The sequence below is a fragment of the Pseudomonas helmanticensis genome (assembly GCF_900182985.1).
Lineage (GTDB): Bacteria > Pseudomonadota > Gammaproteobacteria > Pseudomonadales > Pseudomonadaceae > Aquipseudomonas > Aquipseudomonas helmanticensis.
In genome coordinates this window covers 408,539-433,344 of record NZ_FXUY01000002.1, presented here as the reverse complement: position 1 = coordinate 433,344, position 24,806 = coordinate 408,539, and the positions used below count along the sequence as shown (strand labels likewise).

23 protein-coding genes are annotated in these 24,806 nt (G+C 59.6%); 11 read left to right on the top strand and 12 right to left on the bottom strand.

Going from position 1 to position 24,806, the window contains the following annotated elements:
- Positions 1–145: 145 nt before the first annotated feature.
- From msrB to QOL84_RS24670, 3 genes are all read left to right on the top strand, one after another.
- Positions 146–541 carry a peptide-methionine (R)-S-oxide reductase MsrB gene (msrB, locus tag QOL84_RS24680; protein ID WP_129394894.1) on the top strand — a complete coding sequence of 132 codons (396 nt, stop codon included), beginning with the start codon at positions 146–148 and terminating at the stop codon, positions 539–541.
- Between the two features lie 247 nt (positions 542–788).
- The gene (locus QOL84_RS24675) at positions 789–1,274 is read left to right on the top strand and encodes a glutathione peroxidase (RefSeq protein WP_129394893.1); all 486 of its coding nucleotides are present in this window, start codon (positions 789–791) and stop codon (positions 1,272–1,274) included.
- The gene (locus QOL84_RS24670; RefSeq protein WP_283438894.1) at positions 1,271–1,732 is read left to right on the top strand and encodes a MarR family winged helix-turn-helix transcriptional regulator; all 462 of its coding nucleotides are present in this window, start codon (positions 1,271–1,273) and stop codon (positions 1,730–1,732) included. Before QOL84_RS24675 ends, QOL84_RS24670 begins: the two co-directional genes overlap by 4 nt.
- Here the strand turns inward: QOL84_RS24670 and QOL84_RS24665 are convergent.
- Positions 1,716–4,037 (bottom strand): hybrid sensor histidine kinase/response regulator, encoded by a 2,322-nt coding sequence (locus QOL84_RS24665; RefSeq protein WP_129394891.1) that lies wholly within the window; start codon positions 4,035–4,037, stop codon positions 1,716–1,718. The two genes, QOL84_RS24670 and QOL84_RS24665, sit on opposite strands and share 17 nt — an antisense overlap.
- 166 nt (positions 4,038–4,203) lie before the next feature.
- Here QOL84_RS24665 and QOL84_RS24660 point away from each other — a divergent pair, with 166 nt between their 5' ends.
- Positions 4,204–5,094: an ATP-binding protein gene (locus QOL84_RS24660; protein WP_129394890.1), complete on the top strand. Its 891-nt coding sequence runs from the start codon at positions 4,204–4,206 to the stop codon at positions 5,092–5,094.
- A complete protein-coding gene (locus QOL84_RS24655; protein WP_283438893.1) occupies positions 5,091–5,573 on the top strand; it encodes a GAF domain-containing protein in 483 nt (160 codons plus the stop codon). The genes QOL84_RS24660 and QOL84_RS24655 overlap by 4 nt, the downstream gene beginning before the upstream one ends.
- Here QOL84_RS24655 and QOL84_RS24650 read toward each other — a convergent pair whose 3' ends face one another.
- The 8 genes from QOL84_RS24650 to QOL84_RS24615 form a co-directional block, all read right to left on the bottom strand.
- Positions 5,574–8,519, bottom strand: a complete 2,946-nt coding sequence (locus QOL84_RS24650) for an HD domain-containing phosphohydrolase (RefSeq protein WP_283438892.1) — start codon at positions 8,517–8,519, stop codon at positions 5,574–5,576.
- Positions 8,520–8,568: 49 nt separating this feature from the next.
- A complete protein-coding gene (locus tag QOL84_RS24645; protein WP_283438891.1) occupies positions 8,569–12,210 on the bottom strand; it encodes a transporter substrate-binding domain-containing protein in 3,642 nt (1,213 codons plus the stop codon).
- Positions 12,211–12,218: 8 nt separating this feature from the next.
- Positions 12,219–12,845, bottom strand: coding sequence for a response regulator transcription factor (locus tag QOL84_RS24640; protein ID WP_064391377.1), 627 nt, complete (start codon positions 12,843–12,845; stop codon positions 12,219–12,221).
- Positions 12,846–13,186: 341 nt separating this feature from the next.
- Positions 13,187–14,515, bottom strand: a complete 1,329-nt coding sequence (locus QOL84_RS24635) for a deoxyguanosinetriphosphate triphosphohydrolase (RefSeq protein WP_129394886.1) — start codon at positions 14,513–14,515, stop codon at positions 13,187–13,189.
- A 69-nt stretch (positions 14,516–14,584) separates the two neighbouring features.
- Complete coding sequence (locus QOL84_RS24630) at positions 14,585–15,748, bottom strand: EAL domain-containing protein (protein WP_283438890.1); 1,164 nt, start codon at positions 15,746–15,748, stop codon at positions 14,585–14,587.
- A gap of 124 nt (positions 15,749–15,872) precedes the next feature.
- Complete coding sequence (locus QOL84_RS24625) at positions 15,873–16,211, bottom strand: hypothetical protein (protein WP_129394884.1); 339 nt, start codon at positions 16,209–16,211, stop codon at positions 15,873–15,875.
- Entirely contained in the window at positions 16,208–16,594 is a 387-nt protein-coding gene (locus QOL84_RS24620) for a phage holin family protein (RefSeq protein WP_008079909.1), read from the bottom strand. The genes QOL84_RS24625 and QOL84_RS24620 overlap by 4 nt, the downstream gene beginning before the upstream one ends.
- Positions 16,595–16,596: 2 nt before the next feature.
- Positions 16,597–16,911: an ElaB/YgaM/YqjD family protein gene (locus tag QOL84_RS24615; RefSeq protein WP_053122315.1), complete on the bottom strand. Its 315-nt coding sequence runs from the start codon at positions 16,909–16,911 to the stop codon at positions 16,597–16,599.
- A gap of 305 nt (positions 16,912–17,216) precedes the next feature.
- Here QOL84_RS24615 and QOL84_RS24610 point away from each other — a divergent pair, with 305 nt between their 5' ends.
- The gene (locus QOL84_RS24610; RefSeq protein WP_283438889.1) at positions 17,217–18,425 is read left to right on the top strand and encodes an ammonium transporter; all 1,209 of its coding nucleotides are present in this window, start codon (positions 17,217–17,219) and stop codon (positions 18,423–18,425) included.
- Here the strand turns inward: QOL84_RS24610 and QOL84_RS24605 are convergent.
- Positions 18,422–20,134: a cation:proton antiporter gene (locus QOL84_RS24605; protein ID WP_283438888.1), complete on the bottom strand. Its 1,713-nt coding sequence runs from the start codon at positions 20,132–20,134 to the stop codon at positions 18,422–18,424. The genes QOL84_RS24610 and QOL84_RS24605 overlap by 4 nt on opposite strands.
- 196 nt (positions 20,135–20,330) lie before the next feature.
- Here QOL84_RS24605 and QOL84_RS24600 point away from each other — a divergent pair, with 196 nt between their 5' ends.
- From QOL84_RS24600 to QOL84_RS24590, 3 genes are all read left to right on the top strand, one after another.
- Positions 20,331–20,567, top strand: coding sequence for a glutaredoxin family protein (locus QOL84_RS24600; RefSeq protein WP_129394881.1), 237 nt, complete (start codon positions 20,331–20,333; stop codon positions 20,565–20,567).
- Between the two features lie 113 nt (positions 20,568–20,680).
- Positions 20,681–20,998, top strand: a complete 318-nt coding sequence (locus QOL84_RS24595) for a transcriptional regulator (protein ID WP_095189592.1) — start codon at positions 20,681–20,683, stop codon at positions 20,996–20,998.
- Between the two features lie 71 nt (positions 20,999–21,069).
- Complete coding sequence (locus QOL84_RS24590; RefSeq protein ID WP_283438887.1) at positions 21,070–21,960, top strand: pseudouridine synthase; 891 nt, start codon at positions 21,070–21,072, stop codon at positions 21,958–21,960.
- Between the two features lie 77 nt (positions 21,961–22,037).
- Here QOL84_RS24590 and QOL84_RS24585 read toward each other — a convergent pair whose 3' ends face one another.
- On the bottom strand, positions 22,038–22,259 hold the full coding sequence (locus QOL84_RS24585) for a YgdI/YgdR family lipoprotein (protein ID WP_007908660.1): 222 nt from the start codon (positions 22,257–22,259) through the stop codon (positions 22,038–22,040).
- A gap of 78 nt (positions 22,260–22,337) precedes the next feature.
- Positions 22,338–22,940, bottom strand: coding sequence for a molybdenum cofactor guanylyltransferase MobA (gene mobA, locus QOL84_RS24580; protein WP_283438886.1), 603 nt, complete (start codon positions 22,938–22,940; stop codon positions 22,338–22,340).
- 81 nt (positions 22,941–23,021) lie between these two features.
- On the opposite strand from mobA, the gene moaB reads away from it, so the two are divergent.
- Both moaB and QOL84_RS24570 read left to right on the top strand, forming a co-directional pair.
- Positions 23,022–23,561: a molybdenum cofactor biosynthesis protein B gene (gene moaB, locus QOL84_RS24575; RefSeq protein WP_123466480.1), complete on the top strand. Its 540-nt coding sequence runs from the start codon at positions 23,022–23,024 to the stop codon at positions 23,559–23,561.
- Positions 23,545–24,771 carry a molybdopterin molybdotransferase MoeA gene (locus QOL84_RS24570; RefSeq protein WP_283438885.1) on the top strand — a complete coding sequence of 409 codons (1,227 nt, stop codon included), beginning with the start codon at positions 23,545–23,547 and terminating at the stop codon, positions 24,769–24,771. The genes moaB and QOL84_RS24570 overlap by 17 nt, the downstream gene beginning before the upstream one ends.
- The last annotated feature ends 35 nt before the right edge of the window (positions 24,772–24,806 follow it).

Genomic DNA, 24,806 nt, shown 5'->3' with positions numbered 1-24,806 from the left:
TGCCGGCACTCAACGCTGCAAAAAATCCGTTTGAGTGCGTGTAACGTGGCTGCCAGACTGGCGTCAAAACAAGGCGCAATCATACGTGCCACCCGATCCGTGGAAAAGGTACAGATCGGGCTTTTTCAGCCGCTGAGGTGTGATGATGGAAAAGTTGGAAAAAACCCTGGAAGAATGGAAAGCCATGCTCGACCCGCAGCAGTACGAGGTTTGCCGCCTCAGTGCGACCGAGCGACCGTTCTCCGGCAAATACAACGCCACCAAAACCGACGGTGTTTACCACTGCGTCTGCTGCAACGAAGCATTGTTCGACTCCAAAGCCAAATTCGACTCCGGTTGTGGCTGGCCGAGCTTTTATGAGCCGATCGGCAAAAGCGCGATGACCGAAATCCGCGATGTCAGCCACGGCATGATCCGTACCGAAGTGAAGTGCGCCCGCTGCGACGCGCATCTGGGTCATGTGTTCCCGGACGGCCCGCCGCCCACCGGCCTGCGTTATTGCATCAACTCGGTGTGCCTGAACCTCGAACCGCGCGAATAAACCCACAATCGCACGCCTTTCGGACGGTGCGATCAATTCGACGATCGCACGCCTGTCGGACCGTTCGATCGACCCCTGTAGGAGCTGCCGAAGGCTGCGATCTTTTGATTTTGCTTTTTAAAGACAGGATCAAAAGATCGCAGCCTTCGGCAGCTCCTACACGGGGTGTGGTTCTATTAATTAAATTGCACACAATTTAATTGCTCGCTATGTTTGTCCTTTCCCGATTATCTGCGGAGCCCGTCTCATGAGCGACAACCTGCTGAATATTCCGTGCACCACCATCAAAGGCGAGCAAAAGACCCTGGCCGATTTCGCCGGCAAAGCCGTGCTGGTGGTCAACACGGCGAGCAAATGCGGTTTCACCCCACAGTACAAAGGCCTTGAACAACTCTGGCAGACCTACAAGGATCAGGGCCTGGTGGTGCTGGGCTTTCCTTGCAACCAGTTCGGCAAGCAGGAGCCGGGCAACGAAGGCGCAATCAGCGAATTCTGCGAGTTGAACTTCGGTGTCAGTTTCCCGCTGTTCAAGAAGATCGACGTCAACGGTGCCGGAGCCCATCCGCTGTTCGTACAGTTGAAGAAACGTGCGCCGGGCGTACTCGGCTCTCAGGGCATCAAGTGGAATTTCACCAAGTTCCTGATCGGCAAGGACGGCCAGTTGGTCAAGCGCTTTGCCCCGGCAACCAAGCCGCAGGACCTGAGCCGCGAGATCGAAGCCCTGCTCAAATGAACAATCTGTCGGTCGATTCGCTGAAGCTCGACAGTCAGTTGTGCTTCAAACTGTACGCCGCGTCCCGGGCAGTGATTCGTGCCTACAAGCCGATGCTCGATCAACTTGGCCTGACCTATCCGCAATATCTGGCGATGCTGGTGTTGTGGGAGTGGCAGGACGCCGCGCCGGAACAACCGACGGTCAAGGCTTTGGGCGAACGCCTGGCGCTCGACTCCGGCACGCTGACGCCTTTGCTCAAGCGTCTTGAGCAGTTGCAATTGGTTCAGCGGCAGCGCTCGGCCCGTGATGAGCGGGAAGTGCATTTGAGTCTGACGTCTGCTGGCCAGGCGTTGCGCGAACAGGTCGGGCCGCTGAAGGCCCGGCTGCTGTGCGACAGCGGTGTGGATCTGGACCGGCTCAATGACCTGCGCAACGGCCTCGATCAACTGTTGGGGCAGATCAAAGCGCTGTCGTAGACGGAATCCATTGATCCAGCAGTGCCGCCAGTTCCTCGCGGCGGAACGGTTTCGCCAGATAGTCGCTCATGCCCGCCGCCCGGCAGCGTTCGCGCTCTTCGGACATGGCGTTGGCGGTCAGGGCGACAATCGGCAGACTCGGCCAGCGTCCGCTCTGGCGAATCTGCCGGCTGGCTTCGTAGCCGTCCATGACCGGCATGTTGCAGTCCATCAGGACCATGTCGAACTCGTGATACTCCAACTGATCCAGCGCTTCGGCACCATGCGCGGCGACCACGACCTCGCAGCCGAGCTTGCCGAGCATGCCCTTGGCCACCAACTGATTGACCGGGTTGTCCTCGACCAGCAACACCCGCCCACGCCGCACGCTGGGTGAAGACTCCAGGCGCGCATCGTTGATCGTGGTGGTGTCCGGTTGCAGGGTGCGACGCAGATTCTGATAGAGCGCATTACGCGCCAACGGTCGTGCCTGTTGCTGCAAAGGCGCGAGGGCGGCAGCCTCTTCGCTGGGCAGGAAACTGCCATAGGCGGTCACCAGCAGAATCGGCGCGACGAGGGTCGGTCGCAAGCCGAACAGACATTCCGGACAGTCGGTAATCAGCACGTCTGGCGTCAGGCCCAGGAGCGAATCGTCGATGGTCCGCTGTTCATACTCGAGGCCCCAGACCGGCAGCACGCTTTGCAGCAACTCGGCCAGGCCGCTGCTGCCCGCAGTGATTGCCAGTACTTTGCCGTGCAGTGGCGCCGGGGCCAGCGCGCGGGTGTGGCAGGGAAGTGGCAACTCGGCGCAGAACTGACTGCCAAAACCGGTCTCGGAACTGATGGTCAGACGTCCCTGCATGGCCTCGCAGAGGTTATAGGTCAGTGCCAGTCCCAGCCCGGTGCCGCCGTACTGGCGGGTAATCCCGGCGCCGGCCTGGGTGAACGGCTGGAATATTTTCACCTGCGCATCCTGGGCGATGCCGATCCCGGTGTCGCAGACCTCGATGCGCACGCCGTCCTTGTAAGCCGACAGGCGCACATCGACGCGGCCGAAACGGGTGAACTTCAGCGCGTTGGACAGCAGGTTGCTGACAATCTGTCGAACCCGGGTCGGATCGCCCAGTACCAGAGCGGGGAAGTGCGGATCGATCAGGCAAGTCAGCTCAACGCTCGGCGCGGCATTCTGCGACAGCAGGTTGGCCGTGTCTTCGATCAGTGAGCCGAGATCGAACGGAATATTTTCCAGCTCCAATTGCCCGGCGTCGAACTTGGACAGGTCGAGAATATCGTTGAGCAACTCCACCAGCACCTTGCCGGAGTCATGGGCAATCGACAGCTGTTGCTGTTGCTCGGCGTTCAGCGGGCCGTCGAGCGACAGCGCGATCATCCCCAGCAAACCGTTGAGCGGCGTGCGGATTTCATGGCTCATGTTGGCGAGGAAGGCCGAGCGCGCTTCTGCCATTTCCAGCGCGGTGCTGCGCGCGACTTCGAGTTCCTGGTTGGACTGGCTGAGCCGGGCGTTGATCGCCTTGAGTTCAGCGGTGCGCGCCGAAACAATGTTTTCCAGTTGCCCAAGGTAGTCGGTCAGGCGATTTTCGGCGTTGCGGCGTTGCTGGATCTCGGTGGCAATGTTTTCGAACTGCTGGTTGGCAACTTTGACCAGCACGCCAATCTCGTCATTGCCGTGCCCGGCCGGACACTCCAGAGTTGTTGGCTCGGCGGAGCGAGGGTCACGCCCGCTGAGTTCGCGGATCACCCGCACCAGTGGTTTGGTCAGCATGACGTAAAACAGCGCGAGCAGGATTCCGGTCAGGATCAGGCTGCGGGCAAAACCGTTGAGGAGGGTGATTTCCGCGCGGCGCAGAAAACGGCTGCCGAAAGCATAAGTGTCGACTTCAAGGCTCAATACACCCAGAGATTCGTTGGGCAAGTGATCAAGATAGAGGCGGTCTTCGAACTGCCGCTTGGCGCCAAACAGGAAGTCGCTGATCACCCGATAGCTGCTCTGCAGTTCGGGGCGTTTGACGCTGGCCAGCACCGTACCGTTGTTGTCGGTCAGTTGCGCAGAGATGATCGCCGGCGAACGCAGCAAACCCAGCGTGAGTTCCTGTGCCAGTTCGGCGTCGATGTTGTAGGCGATGCGCGATGCCGGGTTATGGCTGATTTCCAGCAAAGACAGGATTTCACGATTGATGGAGGCGTCTTCACTGGCATAATCGATGCCGATTTGCAGCAGGCTGAGCAGCGTGCCCAGAATGAACCCGACCAGCACAGTAAGCCTGGCTTGCTTGTAAGACAGCCGGTGGGTGAATTTGATATCCATGGGGTGTTGAACCACTTCCGTTTCCCTTCGCTGCTCAAGCATAGTCGATCATGTATGGATGCCGAGGTTCCCGAATCGCCTTGTAACAAGGCGCGGCGCGGGGGTTTAAATCTGTTTGCCGTCGCAGGGTTACCATCATCACTTTGAAAATGCCCGAGGAGAAGACGTGGATTCCCGATTGAATGCTTTTCTTGAGCGCGCCGAATCGGTTCTGGCGCGAATCGAACCGCTGTTGCCGGCATCGCGCCCCGTCATTGACTGGGGCACGTGCCTGGCTGCGCGCTGGCAGCGTGACGGCCGCAGCGGGTATCTGCTGCCGCTGGAAGTCAGCCTCGACATGCGCCTGTCCGACCTGATTGGTGTCGACCGTCAACTCGAGCAGCTGGGCCGCAACACTCAGCAATTCCTTGACGGCATGCCGGCCAACCACGCATTGCTCTGGGGCTCGCGCGGTACCGGCAAATCCTCGCTGGTACGGGCGCTGCTCGCCGAACACGCCAAATCCGGCCTGCGCCTGATCGAAATCGAGCGCGACCATCTGGCTGACCTGCCCCGCGTGGTCGAGCAGATCGGTAAGCTGCCACAACGCTTCGTGCTGTTTTGCGATGATTTGTCGTTCGAGTCCGGTGAAGGCGATTACCGCGTCCTGAAAAGCGTGCTCGACGGTTCGCTCGAGCAGGCGCCGGATAACGTTTTGCTCTACGCGACCTCCAACCGCCGCCATCTGGTGCCGGAAAAGGAAAGCGACAACGAAAACTGGAAACGTGTAGATGGCGAGCTGCACCCAAGCGAAGCCGTCGAAGACAAGATCGCCCTGTCGGATCGATTCGGCCTGTGGCTGTCGTTTTACCCGTTTACCCAAGAACATTTCCTCGACGTCGTCGAACACTGGATCGGCCAACTGGCCGCCAAGGCCGGCCTGAGCTGGCAGCGCGACGAAGAACTGGACATCCTTGCCGTGCGTTGGGCCACCGGCCGCGGTAATCGCAACGGACGTTGCGCGTATCAATTCGCCCGATACTGGGTGGGACTGAAATTGTTGGAGCACAAGGCATGATTGATTTGCAACAAAGCGGCCAGGGCCTCGAAGGCTATGGCATGTTGGCCGCTCAACTGGAGTCGCTGCTGGCTGACGAGCGCGATTTTATCGCCAACGCTGCGCAGTTTTCGGCGTTCCTGTTCAACCAGCTCGATGATCTGAACTGGGCCGGTTTCTACCTCAATCGTAACGAAGAACTGGTGCTCGGCCCGTTTCAGGGGCAAATCGCCTGCGTGCGCATTCCATTCGGTCGTGGCGTGTGCGGCGCGGCGGCGGCCACTCGGCAAACCCAGCGGGTCGAAGATGTGCACGCGTTTCCCGGGCACATCGCCTGCGACAGCGCGTCGAACAGTGAGTTGGTCGTGCCGTTGGTCAAGGACGGCCACCTGGTCGCTGTTCTCGATCTGGACAGCCCGAAACTGGCGCGTTTCGGCGCCGACGATCAGGCCGGCATCGAACAACTGGCGTCGATCTTCCTACGTCTGACCGACTGCTGATCATGCGGTGAGGCCAGCCTTGTGCAACAGGCTGGCCGTATCCACGGCGTCGATTTGCTGTGGATCGAGAAAACGTGCGGCGTATTGCAGGTACACACCCTCGTTGACGAACAAGCCGAACAGTTGTGCATCGATGTGCGCCTCGCGGCACATCGTCGCCATGATCCCTAACGCTTCGCTCAGCGACTTGGCCTTCTTGTAGGGCCGATCGGCTGCGGTCAGCGCTTCGAAAATATCGGCGATCGCCATCATCCGTGCCGGCAGGCTCATTTCCTCACGTTTCAAGCGTTTCGGGTAACCGCTGCCGTCCATCTTTTCATGATGGCCGCCGGCGATTTCGGCGATGCTCTCGAGGTGGCCGGGGAAGGGCAGGTGACTGAGCATCATGATCGTCTGCACCATGTGGTGATTGATGATGTAGCGCTCCTCGCGGGTCAGCGTGCCACGGGTGATGCTCAGGTTATACAACTCGCCACGATTGTATTTGTAGCGCGGTACATCCAGCTTGAAACCCCATGGATTGTCTTCGGGTATCAACTCGTTCTTGTCTCGTTCAAGCAGATGTTCGGGCTTGTCTGCCAGCAGCGATTCGCTGACCGGCAGGGTCGGCGCAGGCGTGCGGGCCTGACGGCGGTTTTCGTCCCACGACACGCCCAATCGATCATCCAGCGTGCGCGTCCAGGTCCGGCGGGCAAGCTTATCGAGGCGTTGCAGATCGGCTTCGGCCATGGCTTCGCCGCCCAGATTGCAACGGGCGACAAAGGCGAAGTCTGCGTCCAGCGCAGCCAGTGTGGCATCCCGCAGGTCGCGCAATGCCACCTCGTCTGCGCCCTTGGCCAGCGCTTGCCAGTAATCGATCCAGGCATCGCGCTTGAGCACCTCGAAGCGCGTGCGAATCTCGTGGATGCGGTCGTTGATGGTTTCCAGCTTGGTGGCTTTGTCGACCACGTATTCCGGCGTCGTGACCTTGCCGCAATCGTGCAGCCACGCCGCAATGTGCAAGGCTTCCCAGTCATCCTCGGTGGGCTGGTAGGTGCTGAACGCCGGTGCCTGGCTGGCCGCCGCAGCCTGGGCGAGCATCAGGGTCAGCTCCGGCACGCGCTGACAGTGGCCGCCGGTGTACGGACTTTTGGCATCGATAGCGCCGGCGAGCAATTGAATGAAAGCGTCCAGCAACTGTTTCTGTTTCGCCTGCAGGCGCTGGCTTTCGATACTCACTGCCGCCGCGCCGGATACCGCTTGCAGGAAGGCGATACGGTCGGGGCGCAGTTTTTCCAGATCGGCAGGCGTGCCGCTGTCATTGACCAGCAAAATCAACAGGCCAATGGTTTCGTTGTGGCGGTTGCGCAGGCGTATGCCGATCAGATGCACGCGCGGTGACGTCATCGCGAGCAATACTTTTTGCAAATCCCTGGCCTGCTCGAAACCGAGGTTGGTGACCACATTGTCGGCGTGCACCAGTTCCTCGAACCATGCCGGGCCCTGGCTCGTTTGCAGGTCGTGGCCCTGAATGTCGAAAGTTTCCAGGGTTTGCGGGGTGTCATCGATCACCAATCCGTAAGGCTCCATGCGGCTGCCATCGCTCTCGCGCAAATAAATCAGGCCCGCCTGTGCCTGGGCGATCTGCACCGTCTCGAACAGCACCCGTTGCAGCAACGGCGCGAAGCGGGTTTCGGCGCACAGGCTGTCGGTGATGCGGAAGAAGCTCGCCAGGGTGTCCTTCATGCGCGCCATCGACAGACTCAGTTGGTCAACTTCCAGCACGGGCGAGCGCCGGGTCACCGGGAAATTGAAGTCGAAACTGCGAATCGCATCGGCTTCCTTGACCAGAGCGTGCAAGGGTTTGACCAGTGTGCGCGAAATCAGCCAGCCCAATGGCAGGCACAACAGCAACGTTGCCAGGGTTATCAGCGCGCCTTGCCAGCGCATGCGATAAGCGTCGACGAGCAATTCATCCTCCGGCACCAGCAAGGCCATTTGCAGGCCTTGCGGCCCGCCCTCCTGCAAGCTGCTGCGGGCGACGATCCACGGGCGGCCATCGACTTTTATGCGATTGCCGTGCTGCTTGCCGGACAACAAGGCATGCAGGCGCGGGCTCAAGTCGGCAGCCTTGGCCAGGCGCGCGGTGCGGTCGTCGACGATCAGTCGGCTGCTGTCCGGCCAGGCCACGGCATTGCCTTCGGCGTCGAACAGGACGATCTCGGTGTTCGGCGTCACCACGTGCTTGATCAGCGTCGCCGAGAGCGCGGCGAGGGTCAGGTCGGCGCCGATGACCGTCGTGTCAGCGCTGCGTCGGGCCAGGGTGGTACCGACATTGTGAGTGGAGAAAAAAACATAGGGTTCGGTGGTGATCTGGTCGCCACTTTGCCGGGCGTTGCTGTACCAATCGCGGCTGCGTGGATCGTAACTGTCATCGGGGTTGTCCTGGCGGGCGAGGAGCGACAGGCCCTGATCGAAAAACAATGACTGCGAGCGGGTGCCGGCGCTGCCGTCGTGCTCGATGCTCCAGACTTGATACACCGCTGCCGGCGGCGCCTTGAGCTGGGTCTTCAAGGCCTCGCTGCGCAAGGCCCGCACCATGAAGAAGTCGCCATTGCCATAGCCGAGGTAAAGCGAAGCGAGGTCAGGATTGTCCTTGAGCGACTGGCTGAAGGGTTTGAGCAGAGCCAGACGCTGTTGCAGATCAGTTGCCTGGGCCGCGGGGTAGTCGGCCAGCAGGCTCAACAAGTGGCGGATCGGCTGGTACGTGGCGTGCAGATCCAGGCGTACATCCTGTTCGATCCGATTGAACAGATGCTCACTGCTCGAAAGAATGATGCGGGTCGTCTGGCTGTAATTGAACAGCCCCAGCACCACTGCGGTCAGCAACATCAGGAAGGTGAACATCACGCTGATATGTACGTGCAGAGGGAACCGGCGTTGATCCGTGCGCAGTGGGCTGGGCATTGCTGACTCTCCATGGGGGATAAACACACTGCTCAGCGCCCAAGCATAGTTAAGGCTCGGTCATTCTGCTTTTATGGTTCTGCTCCAGCTGTTGTTGCAATGCCTGCTCCAGTTCAAGTATTGCCGTGTCGGTGGTTTTGCAGTGTTGAGCGATGGTGGCTGCGGACTGCACTTGTACGCAGGCTTGCTCCAGTGCTTCGCAACAGGCGATCAGGCGCGACGCCTGGGCAATCCGCGCGGCGCCCTTGATCTTGTGCGCCGTCACGATCAACGCCTCGCGGTCGGAGTGCGGCGACAAGGCCAGCAGTTCCTGGCGATCAAGCCGGCTGCTGTTGAGCAGTTCGCGGAGCAGACGCTGGATCTGCACCGGGTTATCCCCCGTGAGCTGACTGAGGCCTTCAAGGTTGAAGGTTGGTGCCGGGAAGGCCGGCTTGAGTTCGTTGACCCAGTGGCTCAGCGCGCTGAGGCTCAGCGGTTTGAACAGGCAGTCGTTCATGCCGGCCTGTTTGCAGCGCTGGATTTCCTCGGGTTGCGCGTTGGCCGTGAAACCCAGCACGGTACACGGTGGTTTCCCGGTCAGTTGCTCCTGCTGGCGAATCGCTCGGGTCAGCTCATAGCCGTTCATCACCGGCATATTGCAGTCGGCGATGACCAGATCGAAATTGCCGGTCTGCCATTTTTCCAGACCGCTTCGACCCTCTTCGGCCAGACTGAAGCGGTGCCCCAGGTATTCCAGTTGCTGGCACATCAATAGGCGATTGGCCGGATGGTCATCGACCACCAATATGTTCAACGGCGCGAAAGTCACCCGGATCGGCGGCTCGCGCCGTGCGGTGCTCACTTCGCTGGGTAGCGTCTGTAGCGGCATCGACAGGCAGACCTGGGTGCCGATGCCGGGCTGACTGCACAATTGCAACCGGCCACCCATCATTTCGCAGAGGCTGCGACTGATGAACAGACCGAGGCCTGCGCCGCCACGGCTTTGCTGTTGAGCGTTGTCGGCCTGGGAAAAAGGTTCGAACAGTCGTTGCTGGACTTCGGCGCTGATACCGACGCCGGTGTCCTGAATCGTCAACTGGATCAGTGAGAGTTCGGGTGTGCCGCCGGGCAGTATGTCGAGGTCGATACGGATGCGTCCGTGTTCGGTGAACTTGATGGCGTTGCTGATCAGGTTCGACAGCACCTGCTTGAAGCGCATCGGGTCCAGATCAACGTCGACGTCCAGTTCGGGTGGATTGACGGTCAGTGTCAGGGGGAGGTTTTTCTGTCGGGCGAGGCCATCGAAGATTCTCGCCACCGACGCCACCGTTTCAACAAGGTTGACCCGTTCCGGGCTCAGGCTCAGGCGGCCGGACTCGATTCTGGCGATATCGAGGATATCGCCGATCAGTCCCAGCAGATCCTTGGCCGAGTGGTAGGCGGTGTCGATTGACGATCGGTCCGGATGCTGTTGGTCCATGCGCTTGAGGGTCAGTTCGAGCATGCCGATCACCGCATTCATCGGCGTGCGGATCTCGTGGCTCATGGTCGCCAGAAAGGTGCTTTTGGCGCGATTGGCGTCATCCGCCTGTTCCTTGGCCAGGCGCAGTTCATCGAACAGTTGGCGGCGCTCGCTGATGTCGATCCAGCCACCGATGATGCCTTTGACTTCGCCGCTGGAGTCGCGGTAGGGCAATATCCAGTGATAGATCGTCAAGCGTCGGGTACCGATATGCAACGGACGATCAAGTACCAGCGGCGTACCTTCAGCTACCACTCGTTGGTAGTCCGCCTGATATGTCTGGGCTTCGAACGCGTTGCTCAGCGTGCCTTGCATGACACTTTTGCCGATGACGTCTTCGCGTTTGGCATTGAACGCATCAAGGTAGCTGTCGTTGCAGCTCTGCAGCAAACCCTGGCAATCACGCACATAGATGGGATGGGGCGTGCCGTTGACCAGCGAACTCATGAATTCGAACTGATCATTCAAGGCCCGTTCGGCCATCTTGCGTTGCTTGATCTGTCGACGCATGTAAGCGTTCCAGAGCAATGACAACAACAGCAGCAGGCAGGCACCACCAATCACTTGATAGAACAGGCGCTGGTAATGCCGCCAGTTACTTTGCGCCGCTGTCGAGAAACCCCGCCAGCGACTGTTGATCACGCCCAGTTCTTCGGGCGTGATGCTTAGCAGTGCCTTGTCGAGGATCGAGCCCAGCTCGGTATTGCCTCGCGCGATGGCCAGTGAAAACGCTGCCTGACGTGTGCCAAGGGTGGTAGTGATCTGCAAGGGGTGTTCGAAGATGCGCGATGAAATCAGATAGTTGGCAATCACCAGCGAACTGACGGCGCCATCAACCTTGCCCTCGGCAAGCAAGGTCGCGGCGCTGAAGGTATCGGACGTTTCAATGACTTCGATGTGTGGAAACTCGCGGCGCAGGTAATCGGTCAAGGGACTGCCCTGGGCGATCGCCAGGTACTTATCCTTGAGCTGACTCAGATGCGAAGGGCTGTCAGCGGCTTTGCGCGTCAGTAAAACGTAGGAGTTTTCCAGGTAGGGGCGGCTGAATTGCAGGCGCTTCTCACGTTGCGGACTTGGTAGCAGGGCAGCGATCAGATCGGCTTGATGCAGCCTGACCTGCTCGATCATTGCGTCGTCGCTGTGACTGCGGCGAATGTCGAAGCGTAGTCCGGTGCGCAGGCGCAGCAGTTCGAGCAGGTCGGCGGTGATGCCCCGGAAATTGCCGTCGCTGTCGAAAAATGTCAGCGGCGCGAGGGCGTCGTTGACCACCACTCGAATCACCGGGTGCTGTTTGAGCCATTCTTCTTCATTACGGGTCAATTGCAACTTCTGGTCGGTCAGCAGGATGTCGCTGCCGGCACTCCAGCGTTTCGCAATACTGTCGCGTTCACTGCGCGGAACAGCATTGAGTACGGTGTTGATGATGTTCAGCAGTTGCCCGTTGCCAGTGTGTACGGCAAAGCTGAAGCCATGGGCTTCCTGTTTGCCGAAGTTGGCCATGCGAATGTTGTTCAGGTAACCCTTGTTGATCATGTAGTGGGTGGAAATGGTGTCGCCGAGAAACACGTCGGCCTGGTCAAATGCTACCGCGTTGATCGCATTCTGGTAGGACGGGTAGGAAGTGAGAATGGCCTTCGGGTACAGGGCTTTGACTTCTTCTTGCGGCAAGTAGTGATAGACCATGCTCAGACGCAATCCGGCCAGCCTTTCGGTCAGCGAACGGGTCTCGTCTTCCCGGGTCACCAGCACTGGTTGATCGATGGCGTAGGGGATGGAAAGGACGATGTCGGGGTTGCTCGCTTCGAATCCGTTGGCGCTGCCGAGGATGTCGACCTGGCCCGCCAGCAGCGCTTCCAGGGCCGCGTCCCGGGAGGCGAAGCGCTCGATGCGGATCGGCAAGCCGGTGGCCTGGCGGAGGAAACCGGCGTAGTCCGCGGTGAAGCCCTCGTAGTCGCGCCCGCTTGACGTCATGTCGAACGGTGGATAATCCGGGGCGGAGGTGCCCAGGATCAGTTCATGCCGTCCCTGCAACCATTGCCGTTGTGAGGCATCGAGGGGCACTGGCATCAATTCGAACGTTGACCGGCTCCGCAGGACATAGCTGTGCGGGGCGAGGAGGGAGGCCAGAACCTGTGTACTCAGAAACAGGCCTGCAATCAGTCCGGCAAAATGGACAAGGCGAATGGGCATGCGGGCTCTCACACTAATGCGTTACGTTTGGCCATCTCGATAAGTTCCACCAGGGACTTGGCTTTGAGTTTTTGCATCAGGCGTTTTTTGTAAGTGCTGACGGTCTTGTTACTGAGGAACATGCCTTTGGCAATTTCCTTGTTAGTACGGCCTTGGGCAAATAACTGCAAGACCATAAGTTCACGGTCATTGACGGATTTGAACAGTTCAAGTTCGGCATAACGTATATCGTCGCTGCGTACCGGATTGAGTGCCTGGCTGGGGAAATAGTTGTAACCGGAAAGAACTGCCTTGATGGCGCTGACCAGTTCACTGAGGTCTTCTTCCTTGCACACGTAACCGGATGCGCCGGACTGCATGCAGCGAATACCGAAGAGAGTCGGGCACTGGGCGGTCAGTACGAGGGTCTTGAGCGGGGTGCTCATGGCGTTGAAACGAGCGAGAACCTCCAGCCCATCGAGCTTGGGGATACTGATGTCGAGAATGACCAGATCGGGCATGCATTCGCGGACCATTTGCATGGCATCGACCCCATTATCGGTTTCGCCAACGACCTTGTAGCCTTCGTGCTCCAGCAGCATTCGAACGGCAAGTCGGATGACGGGGTGATCATCGACAATAAAAACGGAGTTCATAATCAAATCCCATACGTACGCGAATAAAGCGCGCACCTTAGCTCAGATGAATGAGCGCTCGCATGAACTGAGGTGGCTCTAGCGGCAATATAGGATTATTCCTACACACTTAAGGGAATTCGACTACGGTTGAACTAGGTGTAGCATTAGGAAGTGTGGGGTTTGTATGTTTATAGGGCTGTTCTAAATTGTTTAAAGATATCGGGTAGATGTTTATTAATGTTTCAGGAGAGTTTGTGAAAGCTTTTTGAGAGACACATGGGTTCCTGGGCGGGCGATGACTACTCACGACACCCGCACTCAACCGGCCAGCGCAGGCTGGACGGTCGAGACGAACATTGTCAGTGACTGGAGCGACCGGTCATTTCCAGCGCCATGTCGCTGGCGTAACTGTCGGTCATGCCGGCGATGAAATCGATCATGCGCAGGAACGACGCGTGCAGCGGCCCATGCGGGTCAGGTGCGTTGTTTCCCAGCAGGTCGAGGATGCGGCGGCTCTTGAACGACGGCGTACGACCATTGTGCTGCTCGAGTGCCGCACCGCAAAACGCGTTGAGGAGGATCTCCAGCGTGGTGTAGGCGCCGATTTCATGCAGCGTCTTGCGTTTATCCTGAAAGATCTTCTTGCGGGCAATGTCCTTGGCGTTCAACACGCAGCGTTTGGCCGGACCGTGCATGTGTTCCACCAGATCGCCGTGCAGAGTGCCGGCGAGCAGCGCGTCTTGTTGCTCGACGAATGCTCGCGCCGCCGCATTGGTCAAATGCTCGATGGCTTTGCCGCGCAGAATCGCCAGTTTGCGCCGGCGGGAATCCTGCGGGCCGAGCTGACGGTAAGTCTCCGGCAGGTCATCACCGACCAGCCCGAGCAGCAGCGACTCGACTTCGGCGTACTCGAGCAACTCCATTTCCAGACCGTCTTCCAGATCGATCAGCGCATAGCAGATGTCGTCGGCGGCCTCCATCAGATAAACCAGCGGATGGCGCGCCCAGCGTTGATCTTCCAGTTGCGGCAGACCCAGTTTGTGGGCGATCTGTTCGAGCAGCGGCAGCTCGCTCTGGTAGCAGCCGAACTTGTGCTTCTTGTAACCGAGCGAGTCAGCGTGACGTGCCGTCCACGGGTATTTCAAATACGTGCCGAGGGTCGCGTAGGTCAGGCGAGTGCCACCGTCGAACTGGTGATATTCCAGTTGAGTCAGTACCCGAAAGCCTTGAGCGTTGCCTTCGAAATTGAGGAAGTCACCGCGCTCGGCTTCGCTCATTGCATCGAGCCAGCCACGCCCGGCGGCCTGTTGGAACCAGTGGCGAATGGCATCTTCACCGGAGTGACCGAAGGGCGGGTTGCCGATGTCGTGGGCCAGACACGCCGATTGCACCACCATGCCCAGATCACTCGGGTCGCACCAGTCGGGCAGGGCGCTGCGCAGGGTTTCGCCGACCCGCATGCCCAGCGAACGACCCACGCAACTGACTTCCAGCGAGTGGGTCAGACGCGTGTGAATATGGTCGTTGCTCGACACCGGGTGCACTTGGGTCTTGCGGCCCAGGCGGCGGAAGGCACCGGAGAAGATGATGCGGTCGTGGTCTTTGTGAAAAGGGCTGCGGCCGAGTTCTTGCGGGCTGTGCAGCGGCTTGCCGAGGCGTTCGCGGTTGAGCAGGGTTTGCCAATCCAAGGCTGATTCTCTCCGTCAGGATGACTGTTGCCCTAGCTTCCCGGTTCGTGCGCATGCCTGCAAGCCGAACTACAACCCTGCGGCGTCAATGTCGATCAACAGCAGCCGCTCACCGTTATCGAAAAACTGCCCGGCCGTCAGGCAATACTGATTGCTGGTGGCGTCGCGGTAGGTGTTGGACAGGGTCAGGCGCCGCTCCTCCCAGCCCTCGGCGAGCAAGTGATAGAAGTACGGACGCCATGACCAGTTGTGGCCCAGATAGCGGTTATCGGCGACCCAGCCGTTGTGTCGCCACTCAAGGTTTGGGGTCAGTTGCGTGCCGTGGCGGTCGCACTGATAAAAGCGCAGCAGCCAGGGAAAGGCTTCCAGTTGTGGTAATGCACTGAGCGGTGCATGCGCCCCGGCCCAGCCTTGCAGGATGGCCATCAATTCACCGAGTTGCTGGCGCATCTGCATCAAGCGCCCGCGCTCGGCGAGTTTCTGTTGCACATAGCGCTGGCGCAGTTCGGCGAAGCGCGGCACGAAGGCATCGGTGGCAAAGAACGCTTCCTGCGCGCGGGCGAAGAGAAAACCCTGCACGTAACGTGATCCGCATTCGAGGGCGAAATTCAGTTGCGCTTCGGTCTCGACCCCTTCGGCGATGATCCAGCAGCCGGTTTTCTCGGCCATCTGCGCGAGTGCCTTGACCACCTCACTGCTCGGCCCGCCAAGGGCGGCGGCCTGAAACAGGCGCATGTCGAGTTTGAGGATGTCCGGTTGCAGCGCCAGTACGCGATCGAGTTGTGAATAGCCGGCACCGAAATCGTCAATGGCGATTCTCGCGCCAGCATCGCGATAACGCGCAACGACCTCGGCCAGACGTTGGCCGTTGCCGCCCAGTTCAGTGATTTCGAACACGATGCGTTGCGGATCGACGTTGTGTCGAGCCAGTTGCTTGAGGCTGGGCAGGGCCTGGTCCGGGCGCAGACGGCTGATCCAGCGCGGCGACATGTTGAGGCTGAGAAACCAGTCGGCCGGCGCTTCGTGCAGACGGCTTATGGCATTGTCGCGGATCTGCCGGTCAAGGCGGCGCAAGGCGATGGCTGGCATGCGCGGGTCGGCGAACAGCGGCCCGACCGACGTCAGTTGACCATCAGGCTGGCGCAGGCGGCCCAATGCTTCGACGCCTGCAATACGTCCGGTGGCGGTATCGATGAAAGGCTGAAAGCAGGCGAGCGGTTGCCCGTCGATCACGAGGCCTCCTTAGTCGTTCTTGTTCTGGTTGAACCCCGCCGACCGGGTAGGCGCGCGGGATTGAACCTCCGGGTAAAGAGGTTCATCCCAGCGACAGTGCAAGAATGTAGCCAGATGTATCGGCTTAGCGTTTGCTCGAACTCTGCATCACCAGTTTGATCAACGGGCCAAGGCTGGTGCCCAGTCGAACCAACCGGGTCAGACCACCGACGCCGCCGCTTTTTGCGCCTTTGCCGGTGAGAAAGCCCAGTAGCGTGACAGCGGCCACGCCCCACAACGGCGCATGCTTGATACCAAAACCGTCGTGCAGGTTTTGCGTCATGCCGCGCACGCGCTGCAATGGCTGCAGCACTTGCCCGACTTCATGACGAATTTCCTGGCGGTGCATTTCCATGCGCAAGCGAATCAGTGCCTTGCGCATTTCCCGGCGTGAGCTGTTGTGTGGAAGTTCAGGCAAGCTCATGGCAGCAGGCGCTCCCGGTCGTTGGCCAGCTCTTCGAGCGTGCCGTGGAAGGGCGAGGACTCATCGAAGATTGCAGCCTTGAGGCGCAGCCCGCAGAAGATCGAAGCCAGGGTATAAAACACGCACAAACCGATGATCGCGGCAAGGCGATAAGTGTCCCAGAAGATGATCATGACCAGTGTCGATAAACCCACCAGCAACAGCAGAGCAAACACCAGCGCCAGGCCTGCGAACAGCAACAGGCTGACGGTGCGTGATTTTTGCTCCTGCAATTCGATGCCGAACAATTCGACATGGCTGTGCAGCAGACCGAGGACGGCTGCGCCCAGGCGCCGGGTGGAGGAGGCGGTGCCCGCAGTCGGGCCGGATTCACCGATCGACATGATCAGCGCCGTGTGGCCAGCAGGCCAATCAGAAAGCCGACACCGGCCGCGATGCCCACCGATTGCCATGGATTGGCCGAGACATAATCTTCAGTCGCGCTGACAGCAGCCTGACCGCGTTCGCGCAAGGTGTCTTCGGTCAACTTCAAAGTTTCCCGGGCACGCAACAGGCTGTCGTGAATCTGTTCGCGCAGTTCATCCGCCTGATCGCCGGCCAGGGTGGCGGTGTGCTCGAGCAACCGTTCGGTGTCGGCGACCAGGGTCTGGAAGTCGTTCATGAGGATTTCTTGAGCAGTCTTTGCCTTGATGCTGGCCATGGGTAGATCTCCGTAAGTGACGTCTGAAGCGTTCGAGTATGAGCCTTGCGCGAAGGTTCAGTAGAAATGACTGGTACAACTTTTGCTGTGTCGTGGTGCGTCGCTCGCAAGTCGTGCGCTGTTGCCGGGCGCGCATGCAGGAAAACCTTAACTCAAATAATCCCGGTGGGTGTCAGCACATCGACCTCGTGCGCCAAAACGGTTCAGCCGAAATTCCATTCGGTGACCGCGCGGTCGCAACTTGGTGCATGAAATGTGCGCACGAACCGCTTTGGTGCCTTTTTAGCCTTCAGGTCTGCCTATTCATGGAAAATCTGCAAAGCGCTGTGGACACGCTGGTTCACAGCTCCAATACGTTGTTCATTCTGATCGGCGCGGTGATGGTCCTGGCCATGCATGCCGGCTTCGCCTTTCTTGAGGTCGGAACGGTCCGGCAGAAAAACCAGGTCAACGCATTGTCGAAAATCCTCAGTGATTTCGCCGTCTCGACGCTGGCCTATTTCTTTATAGGCTATTGGATCTCCTACGGCGTGACGTTCATGCAGCCAGCGGCTGTACTGAATGCCGATCATGGTTATGGACTGGTGAAGTTTTTCTTCCTGCTGACCTTTGCTGCGGCGATTCCGGCGATTATTTCCGGCGGCATTGCCGAACGAGCGCGCTTCGTTCCGCAGCTGTGCGCCACAGCATTGATCGTGGCCTTCATCTACCCGTTTTTCGAAGGCATGATCTGGAATGGCAACTATGGCCTGCAAGCCTGGCTGACGTTGCAGTTCGGTGCAGCCTTCCATGATTTCGCCGGGTCGGTGGTGGTGCACGCCATGGGCGGCTGGCTGGCGCTGGCCGCCGTGCTGTTGCTGGGCCCGCGCAACGGCCGCTATCGCGACGGACGACTGGTCGCATTCGCGCCGTCGAGCATTCCGTTTCTGGCGCTCGGTTCGTGGATTCTGATTGTCGGCTGGTTCGGCTTCAACGTGATGAGTGCGCAGACGTTGCAGGGCGTCAGTGGTCTGGTCGCGGTCAACTCGTTGATGGCGATGGTCGGCGGCACCATGGCGGCGCTGCTCGTCGGGCGCAACGACCCGGGTTTTCTGCACAACGGCCCGTTGGCTGGCTTGGTGGCGATCTGTGCCGGTTCTGATTTGATGCACCCGGTCGGCGCCCTGGTGACCGGAGCGATTGCCGGTGCATTGTTCGTCTGGTGCTTTACCGCTGCGCAGGTCAAATGGCGCATCGACGATGTGCTGGGTGTCTGGCCATTGCACGGTTTGTGTGGCGTGTGGGGCGGGATTGCCTGCGGCATATTCGGCCAGACTGCGCTGGGTGGCATCGGCGGCGTCAGCCTCATCAGCCAGTTGCTCGGCACCGCGCTGGGTGTCGCCGTGGCGCTGCTCGGCGGGTTCGTGGTCTACGGCGCGATCAAGGCGCTGCACGGGCTGCGCCTGAGTCAGGAACAAGAGTATTACGGCGCCGATCTGTCACTGCACAAGATCGGCGCGGTGAGCCAGGATTAAGTCTCCTCATCGACGGCTCCCGGGTAGAAGCCGTGCAGCAGGCGATAGCGATCGATACGCACCTGATCGACTTTCTCCTGCACCTGATGCGCCGGCAGTCCGAGCATGATCAGCGCGTGAGAGGCGAGCATCAGGCTCGATTCCAGCAGCTCCGGCACCACTTCGGTGGCGCCGGCGGCTTTCAGTTCAGCCCATTGGCTGTCGTCGCGGGTGCGCACCAGAATCGGCACGTGCGCGTTGAGCCGGCGCGCCTCCTTGAGGATGCGCAGGGCCACATCACTCTGGTCGACGGCGATCACCAGTAACCTCGCGCGCAACAGACCGACAGCGGTCAACAGATCGCCGCGCGATGAGTCGCCGTAGTGCACGTCGCTTTCGCCCGAGGCGGCTTCCTGTATTCGTACCGGATCATTGTCCAGCGCAATGAAAGGTTGCCGGGCGTTGCGCATGAAACGGCCGATGGATTGGCCGACCCGGCCGTACCCGCAAATCACCACATGTTTATCGAGGCCAGCATTGAGCGCGCTGATCTCCTCGATCTGCGCTTCCTGATTGGGCTTGCGGTGCAAGGCCGCAGCGAGGCGTGGTGCGGCGCGCAATAACAGCGGGGTCAGCAGCATCGAGCAGAATGTCGCTGCGAGCAGCAGAGCGCCCAGTTCATTGGGCATCAGGCTGTTCTGCTGCATCTGTGCCATCAAGGCAAAACAGAATTCGCCACCCTGCGCCAACGCCAGGCCACTGCGCCATGCCGTTTCACTGTCACTGCCGCGCCACTTCACCAGCAGCGCAACGACGATGCCCTTGATGATCATCAGTCCCAGCGTCAGGCCGAGGATCAACAGGCTGTGGCTGACGAACAATTGCAGATTGATCAGCATGCCGATGCTGACAAAAAACACCCCGAGCAGAATGTCGCGGAACGGCCGAATGTCCGCCTCGATCTGATGCCGATAGTGGCTTTCACCCAGCAACATGCCGGCGAGGAAAGCCCCCAGAGCAGGCGACAAGCCCAGCAAATGCGTGAGCCATGCTGTCAGCAGTACGATCACCAGCGCCAGCAGCACGAATAATTCCGCCGAGCGCGACGCGGCAACTTCATGGAACAGCCGTGGTAGCAACCAGCGACTGGCCAGCAGCAGCCCGACAAACAGCACCACAGTTTTTGCCAGGGTCAGCGGTAAAGCCCAATACCAGGCCTGGTCGCTGCTGCCGGCAAACACCGGAACCAGCGTCAGCAGCAACACGGCGACGACGTCCTGAAACAGTAAAACGCCGACCGCATTCTGGCCGTGACTGCTGAATACCTCGCCGAGGCTGCCCAGCTCTTTGGTAACGATGGCCGTAGACGACAACGACAGCCCTGCGCCGAGCAACAGCGCAGGCGTCAGCGGCATACCCAGCAGCATCAGCAGCGAACCCAGCAACGCCGTGCTGATCAACACCTGCTGACTGCCCAGACGAAACACCACCTGACGCAGTGCAATCATCTTCGACAGGGAGAACTCCAACCCCAGCGAAAAGAGCAGGAACACCACGCCCAGTTCAGCCACATCGGGCAGGTGTTCGCTCTCATTGACCCAGTCGAAGGCACTCGGCCCGACCAGCAATCCGACGCACAGGTAACCCAGAACCGGTGGCAGGCGCAGGCGCCGGAACAGGGCAATCACCACGAGGGACGAGGCGAGGATGATCAACAGATTGGCAAACACGGGACACTCCGATGTCAGGCTCAAGCTTCTCAAGCGTAGAGGCAAAAAGTCCGGGAGGATCGCGTAATTGCCATTTCTGCCAACTGATGTGCGTCAGGGTTTTGCGCGTGCAGCGCTTGAGCCTTTGGGCGGTAGCGGGTCGACGGCATTTGGAGGCGAGCCTAGAATGGGCGAATTAATTGTTGGTTGAGCGCACATGCCTCCTGAATGTCAGCTGTTCGGCACCCTGGGGTGCCATCTCTGTGAAGTGGCTGAAGCCGAGCTGATGCCTTTTGTCGAGCATGGTCTGCTGGTCGAGCTGGTAGACATCGCTGAAGACGAGCGCTGGTTCGAGGCTTACAGCCTGCGCATCCCGGTACTGCGTCGGGTCGATACCGGTGCGGAACTGGACTGGCCGTTCAGCGCCGATCAAGTCGTGGCGTTCCTGCGCTGAGCGATTTTCGCAACGTGCCCCCGCTGGTCGTCACCGCGCATCCATCCCTTGGCACTTTGCGGTTTATTCAGTTACTGTATGTTCATACAGTAATTGCGTCAGAGGGATGAACCGTGGTCAATGTCGAACAGTTGAAGAACAGCGTGAACCGGATGTCGGTTGACGTGGTGCGCGAGGCCGTCCTCGAATTGCGCCTGGACGGGCTGGTCACGGAAGGCAAGACGCCGTTCAACAAACTGCATTTCAACACCTGTTTTGCCGAGATCGAAGCCTTGTTCCAGCGTGCCGGTTACCACCGGCAACTCGATGTGGTCGGCTATCAGGGTTTGCTGTACGCCTTGTATGACCCGGGACGCTGGGAGGCCGTCGATGTGCTGCGCTGGCTAAAGGAGTTCACCGAGGCCGCGGCGCTCAAATCGATTCCCGCCTGAGGATTCTGCGCTAGGTTCGTTTCCGTCGGTGTTGGATAATGCCGGCCTGTCTTGAGGATTCGAATTCGCGTATGTCCACCTCTACTTTCTCTGCTGCTCAGAATCAGGCCAGCACGCTGTACCTGCCGCCCGGTTCCTGGCTGACCGTGCTCGATTGCCTGTGCGAGCATTTCAGTGCGATTGGTCGCGAGCAATGGCTGGACCGGATTGCCCGCGGTCGGGTACTCGATGGTCAGGGCCAGCCGATCACGCTGGATCTGCCGTACAAGGAAGGTCTGCGGATTCACTACTTCCGCGAAGTGCCGGACGAAAAACCGATTCCGGTGGTCGAGTCAATTCTCTATGCCGATGAACATCTGGTGGTGGCCGACAAGCCGCATTTTCTGCCGGTGACACCCGCCGGCGAGTATGTCGAGCAAACCCTGCTGCGGCGCTTGATTCGGCGGTTGGACAACCCCCATCTGGTGCCGCTGCACCGGATCGATCGGCACACGGCGGGGCTGGTGATTTTCTCGGCCAATCCGCAAACCCGCTCGGCCTACCAGTCGCTGTTCCCGACACGGCAGATCGACAAGCGTTACGAGGCGATTGCCCCGGCCTTGCCCGATCTTGATTTTCCACTGATCCACAAAAGCCGCCTGGTCGATGGCCAGCCGTTCTTTCGCATGCAGGAAGGGCCGGGTGTCAGTAATACCGAAACAGCGGTGGAAGTCCGTGAAAAAAACGGTGAACTCTGGCGTTATGGGCTGTTCCCGGTGACCGGCAAGAAGCATCAACTGCGTGTGCACATGACCGCCCTTGGCGCGAGCATCTGCAACGATCCGTTTTATCCGGATGTGCTGAAAGACGTCGAGGATGACTACGCCAATCCGCTCAAGCTTCTGGCGCAGGGGCTGCGATTTATCGATCCGGTGACGGGTGAAGAACGGCAATTCGAGAGCCGGATCACTTTGCAGTGGTGAGGTGAGTCCACTTTCCAGCGCCCATGAAAAAGCCCGCAATAATGCGGGCTTTTCTGTATCCGGTGTCGACCCAGAGCTTACAGCTCTTTAACGGTACGAACCTGATCCTTGTTGATGCGGGTTTCTTTGCCGTCCAGCTGTTTGAACTCGTAGAAGCCCGAATCGTCATCGTATTTCGGGGTGTCGACGGCCTGGATTTCGCGACCGTCATTCAAGGTGATCACTGTAGGCGACGAGCAACCAGCGAGGGTAGCCAGGCCCAGTGCGAGCATGAAAGTGGCGAGGGTCCGTTGAGTCATGGGTGTGTCTCCGAATGGGAATTCTTTTGGTTACTGAGCTTGAGACGTATACAAGGCGTGAGAGTTCCTTGAGTGCTGTCAGTCTGACACAGTGTTGTGCGAATTTAACAGTTCGGGGGTATTGAGGTTGGCCAGTCGCGGGTCATTGTCAGGACATTCCAGTGCACAGGCGCCGAGGTTGCGCATGACCCGGCCAGGACTGCGCTCACCGCTGTTCCAGGCCTCTTCGAATGCAGGCAAAAGGGCGACCGGAATCACACACAGCAACGGTTCCCAATGTTCGTCATGGCGCAACATTAAAGGTTTTTCAGGATTCTGCCTGGCGGTCTCGCGCATGCTTTGCAGCAGCGCTGCGTCAATGCGCGGAACATCGCATGGCAACACCAGCAGGTGCGAGTGGCGGGCGGCGTTCAGGCCCGCAAGGATACCGGCCAACGGCCCGGGAAATCCGCCTTCGTCATCTGTGACCAACTGATCGGCAAACGGTGCATAACGCTCACGATTGCGGTTGCACGAGATGATCAGGTCATCAGTCAGCGCCCGCACCTGGCGGTGCAGATGGGCAATCAACGGTTCGCCCAGCCACTCCACCAGTCCTTTGTCCTGGCCGCCCATGCGTTGGCCGCGTCCGCCTGCCAGGAGCAGAATGGAGCAGGGTGGCAATTGCGTATTCAGGGGCATGGCAGCTCTCCACGGGGGCGGCGAAAAAATGGGGCGCTGTGATATAACACCGGGCTGTTTCTCCTACAACTGGACGAGCCTATGAAAGCCAAGGCTGATGTACCTTTCGTGCCGCTCAATATAGCGGTACTGACTGTCAGTGATACCCGTACCCTGGAAACCGACACCTCAGGCCAGGTCTTCGTCGACCGCTTGACGGCGGCTGGTCACCTTCTGGCGGAGCGGGTCTTGCTCAAAGATGATCTCTACAAAATTCGTGCGCAAGTCGCCAACTGGATTGCCGACGATGTCGTGCAAGTGGTGCTGATCACTGGCGGCACCGGTTTCACTGGTCGCGACAGCACGCCGGAAGCGGTAGCGTGCCTGCTCGACAAGCAAGTGGATGGTTTCGGCGAACTGTTCCGGCAGATTTCGGTAGCCGACATCGGCACCTCTACCGTGCAATCGCGCGCACTCGCGGGGCTGGCCAACGGTACGCTGGTTTGCTGCTTGCCGGGCTCGACCAACGCGGTGCGTACAGGTTGGGACGGCATTCTTGGCGAACAGCTCGATGCTCGACACCGCCCGTGCAATTTCGTTACGCATCTGAAACAGGCGGCGCCTTGTGAATCCCGTGGGTAAGCCGGGCAAGACCGCTAGCCTGATGCCCGTCGAGGCGGCGTTGGCGCGCTTGCTGGAACTGGCCGCGGCCTCGCCCATCAGCGAGCGTGAATACTTGCCGCTGGCCGAGGTTCAGGGACGGGTGCTGGCCGAGGATCTGATTTCGACCCTTGATCTGCCACCGTGGCCGAACAGCGCCATGGATGGCTATGCCCTGAATCTGGCCGACTGGACGGGCGCACCGCTGCCGGTCAGCCAGAAGGTTTTTGCCGGTCAGGCGCCCGAGCCTTTGCAGCGGGGAACCTGCGCGCGGATTTTTACCGGTGCGCCGGTTCCAGCGGGTGCAGATTGCGTCGAGATGCAAGAAAACGCCGAGGTCCAGGCCGATGGCCGGGTACGTTTCATCGAGACGATGGCCGCAGGACAGAACATCCGTCCGCAAGGTCAGGAGACCACGGTCGGTGAATTGATCCTTGAGGCTGGAACCCGGCTCGGCCCGATCGAGCAGGGCTTGTCTGCATCGTTGGGTTGTGCCGGGCTCAATGTCGTGCGCAAGGTCCGTGTGGCGGTGCTGTCGACCGGGGATGAACTGGTCGAACCGGGGCAGGCGTTAGGCCCGGGGCAGATCTACAACAGCAATCGCGTGGTGCTGTGCAGTTGGTTGCAGCGGCTTGGGTGTGAGGTGATCGATGCCGGTATTCTTCCGGATGATCTGGCCACCACCCGAACCCGCCTGGGCGAACTGCAGGACGTTGACTTGATTCTTTCCACCGGCGGCGTGTCGGTCGGCGAGGCCGACTTTCTTGGCATCGCGTTGCGGGAGGAGGGTGAGCTGGCGTTATGGAAGCTTGCGATCAAGCCCGGCAAACCATTGACCGTCGGCCATTTTCGCAATGTGCCAGTGATCGGTTTGCCAGGGAACCCGGCGTCGACGCTGGTGACGTTCGCCTTGCTGACTCGCCCTTATCTGTTGCGCCGGCAAGGTGTGAAGGATCTCGAACCGCTGAAGTTCAAGGTGCCTGCGGGCTTCGACTGGCCACAAGCAGGCAACCGGCGGGAATATTTGCGCGGTCGTCTTGAGCAGGGGCGGGCAATCATTTACCGCAATCAAAGCTCCGGTGTCCTGCGCAGTGCTGCCTGGGCCGATGGTCTTGTCGAGGTGCTGGAAGGAAGAACGCTGGTGGCCGGTGATGAGGTGGGTTTCATCCCGATGAGCGATCTTCTCGGTTGAAACTCGCTGCCGTGAGTGCCGTGCCGGTTGCAAAC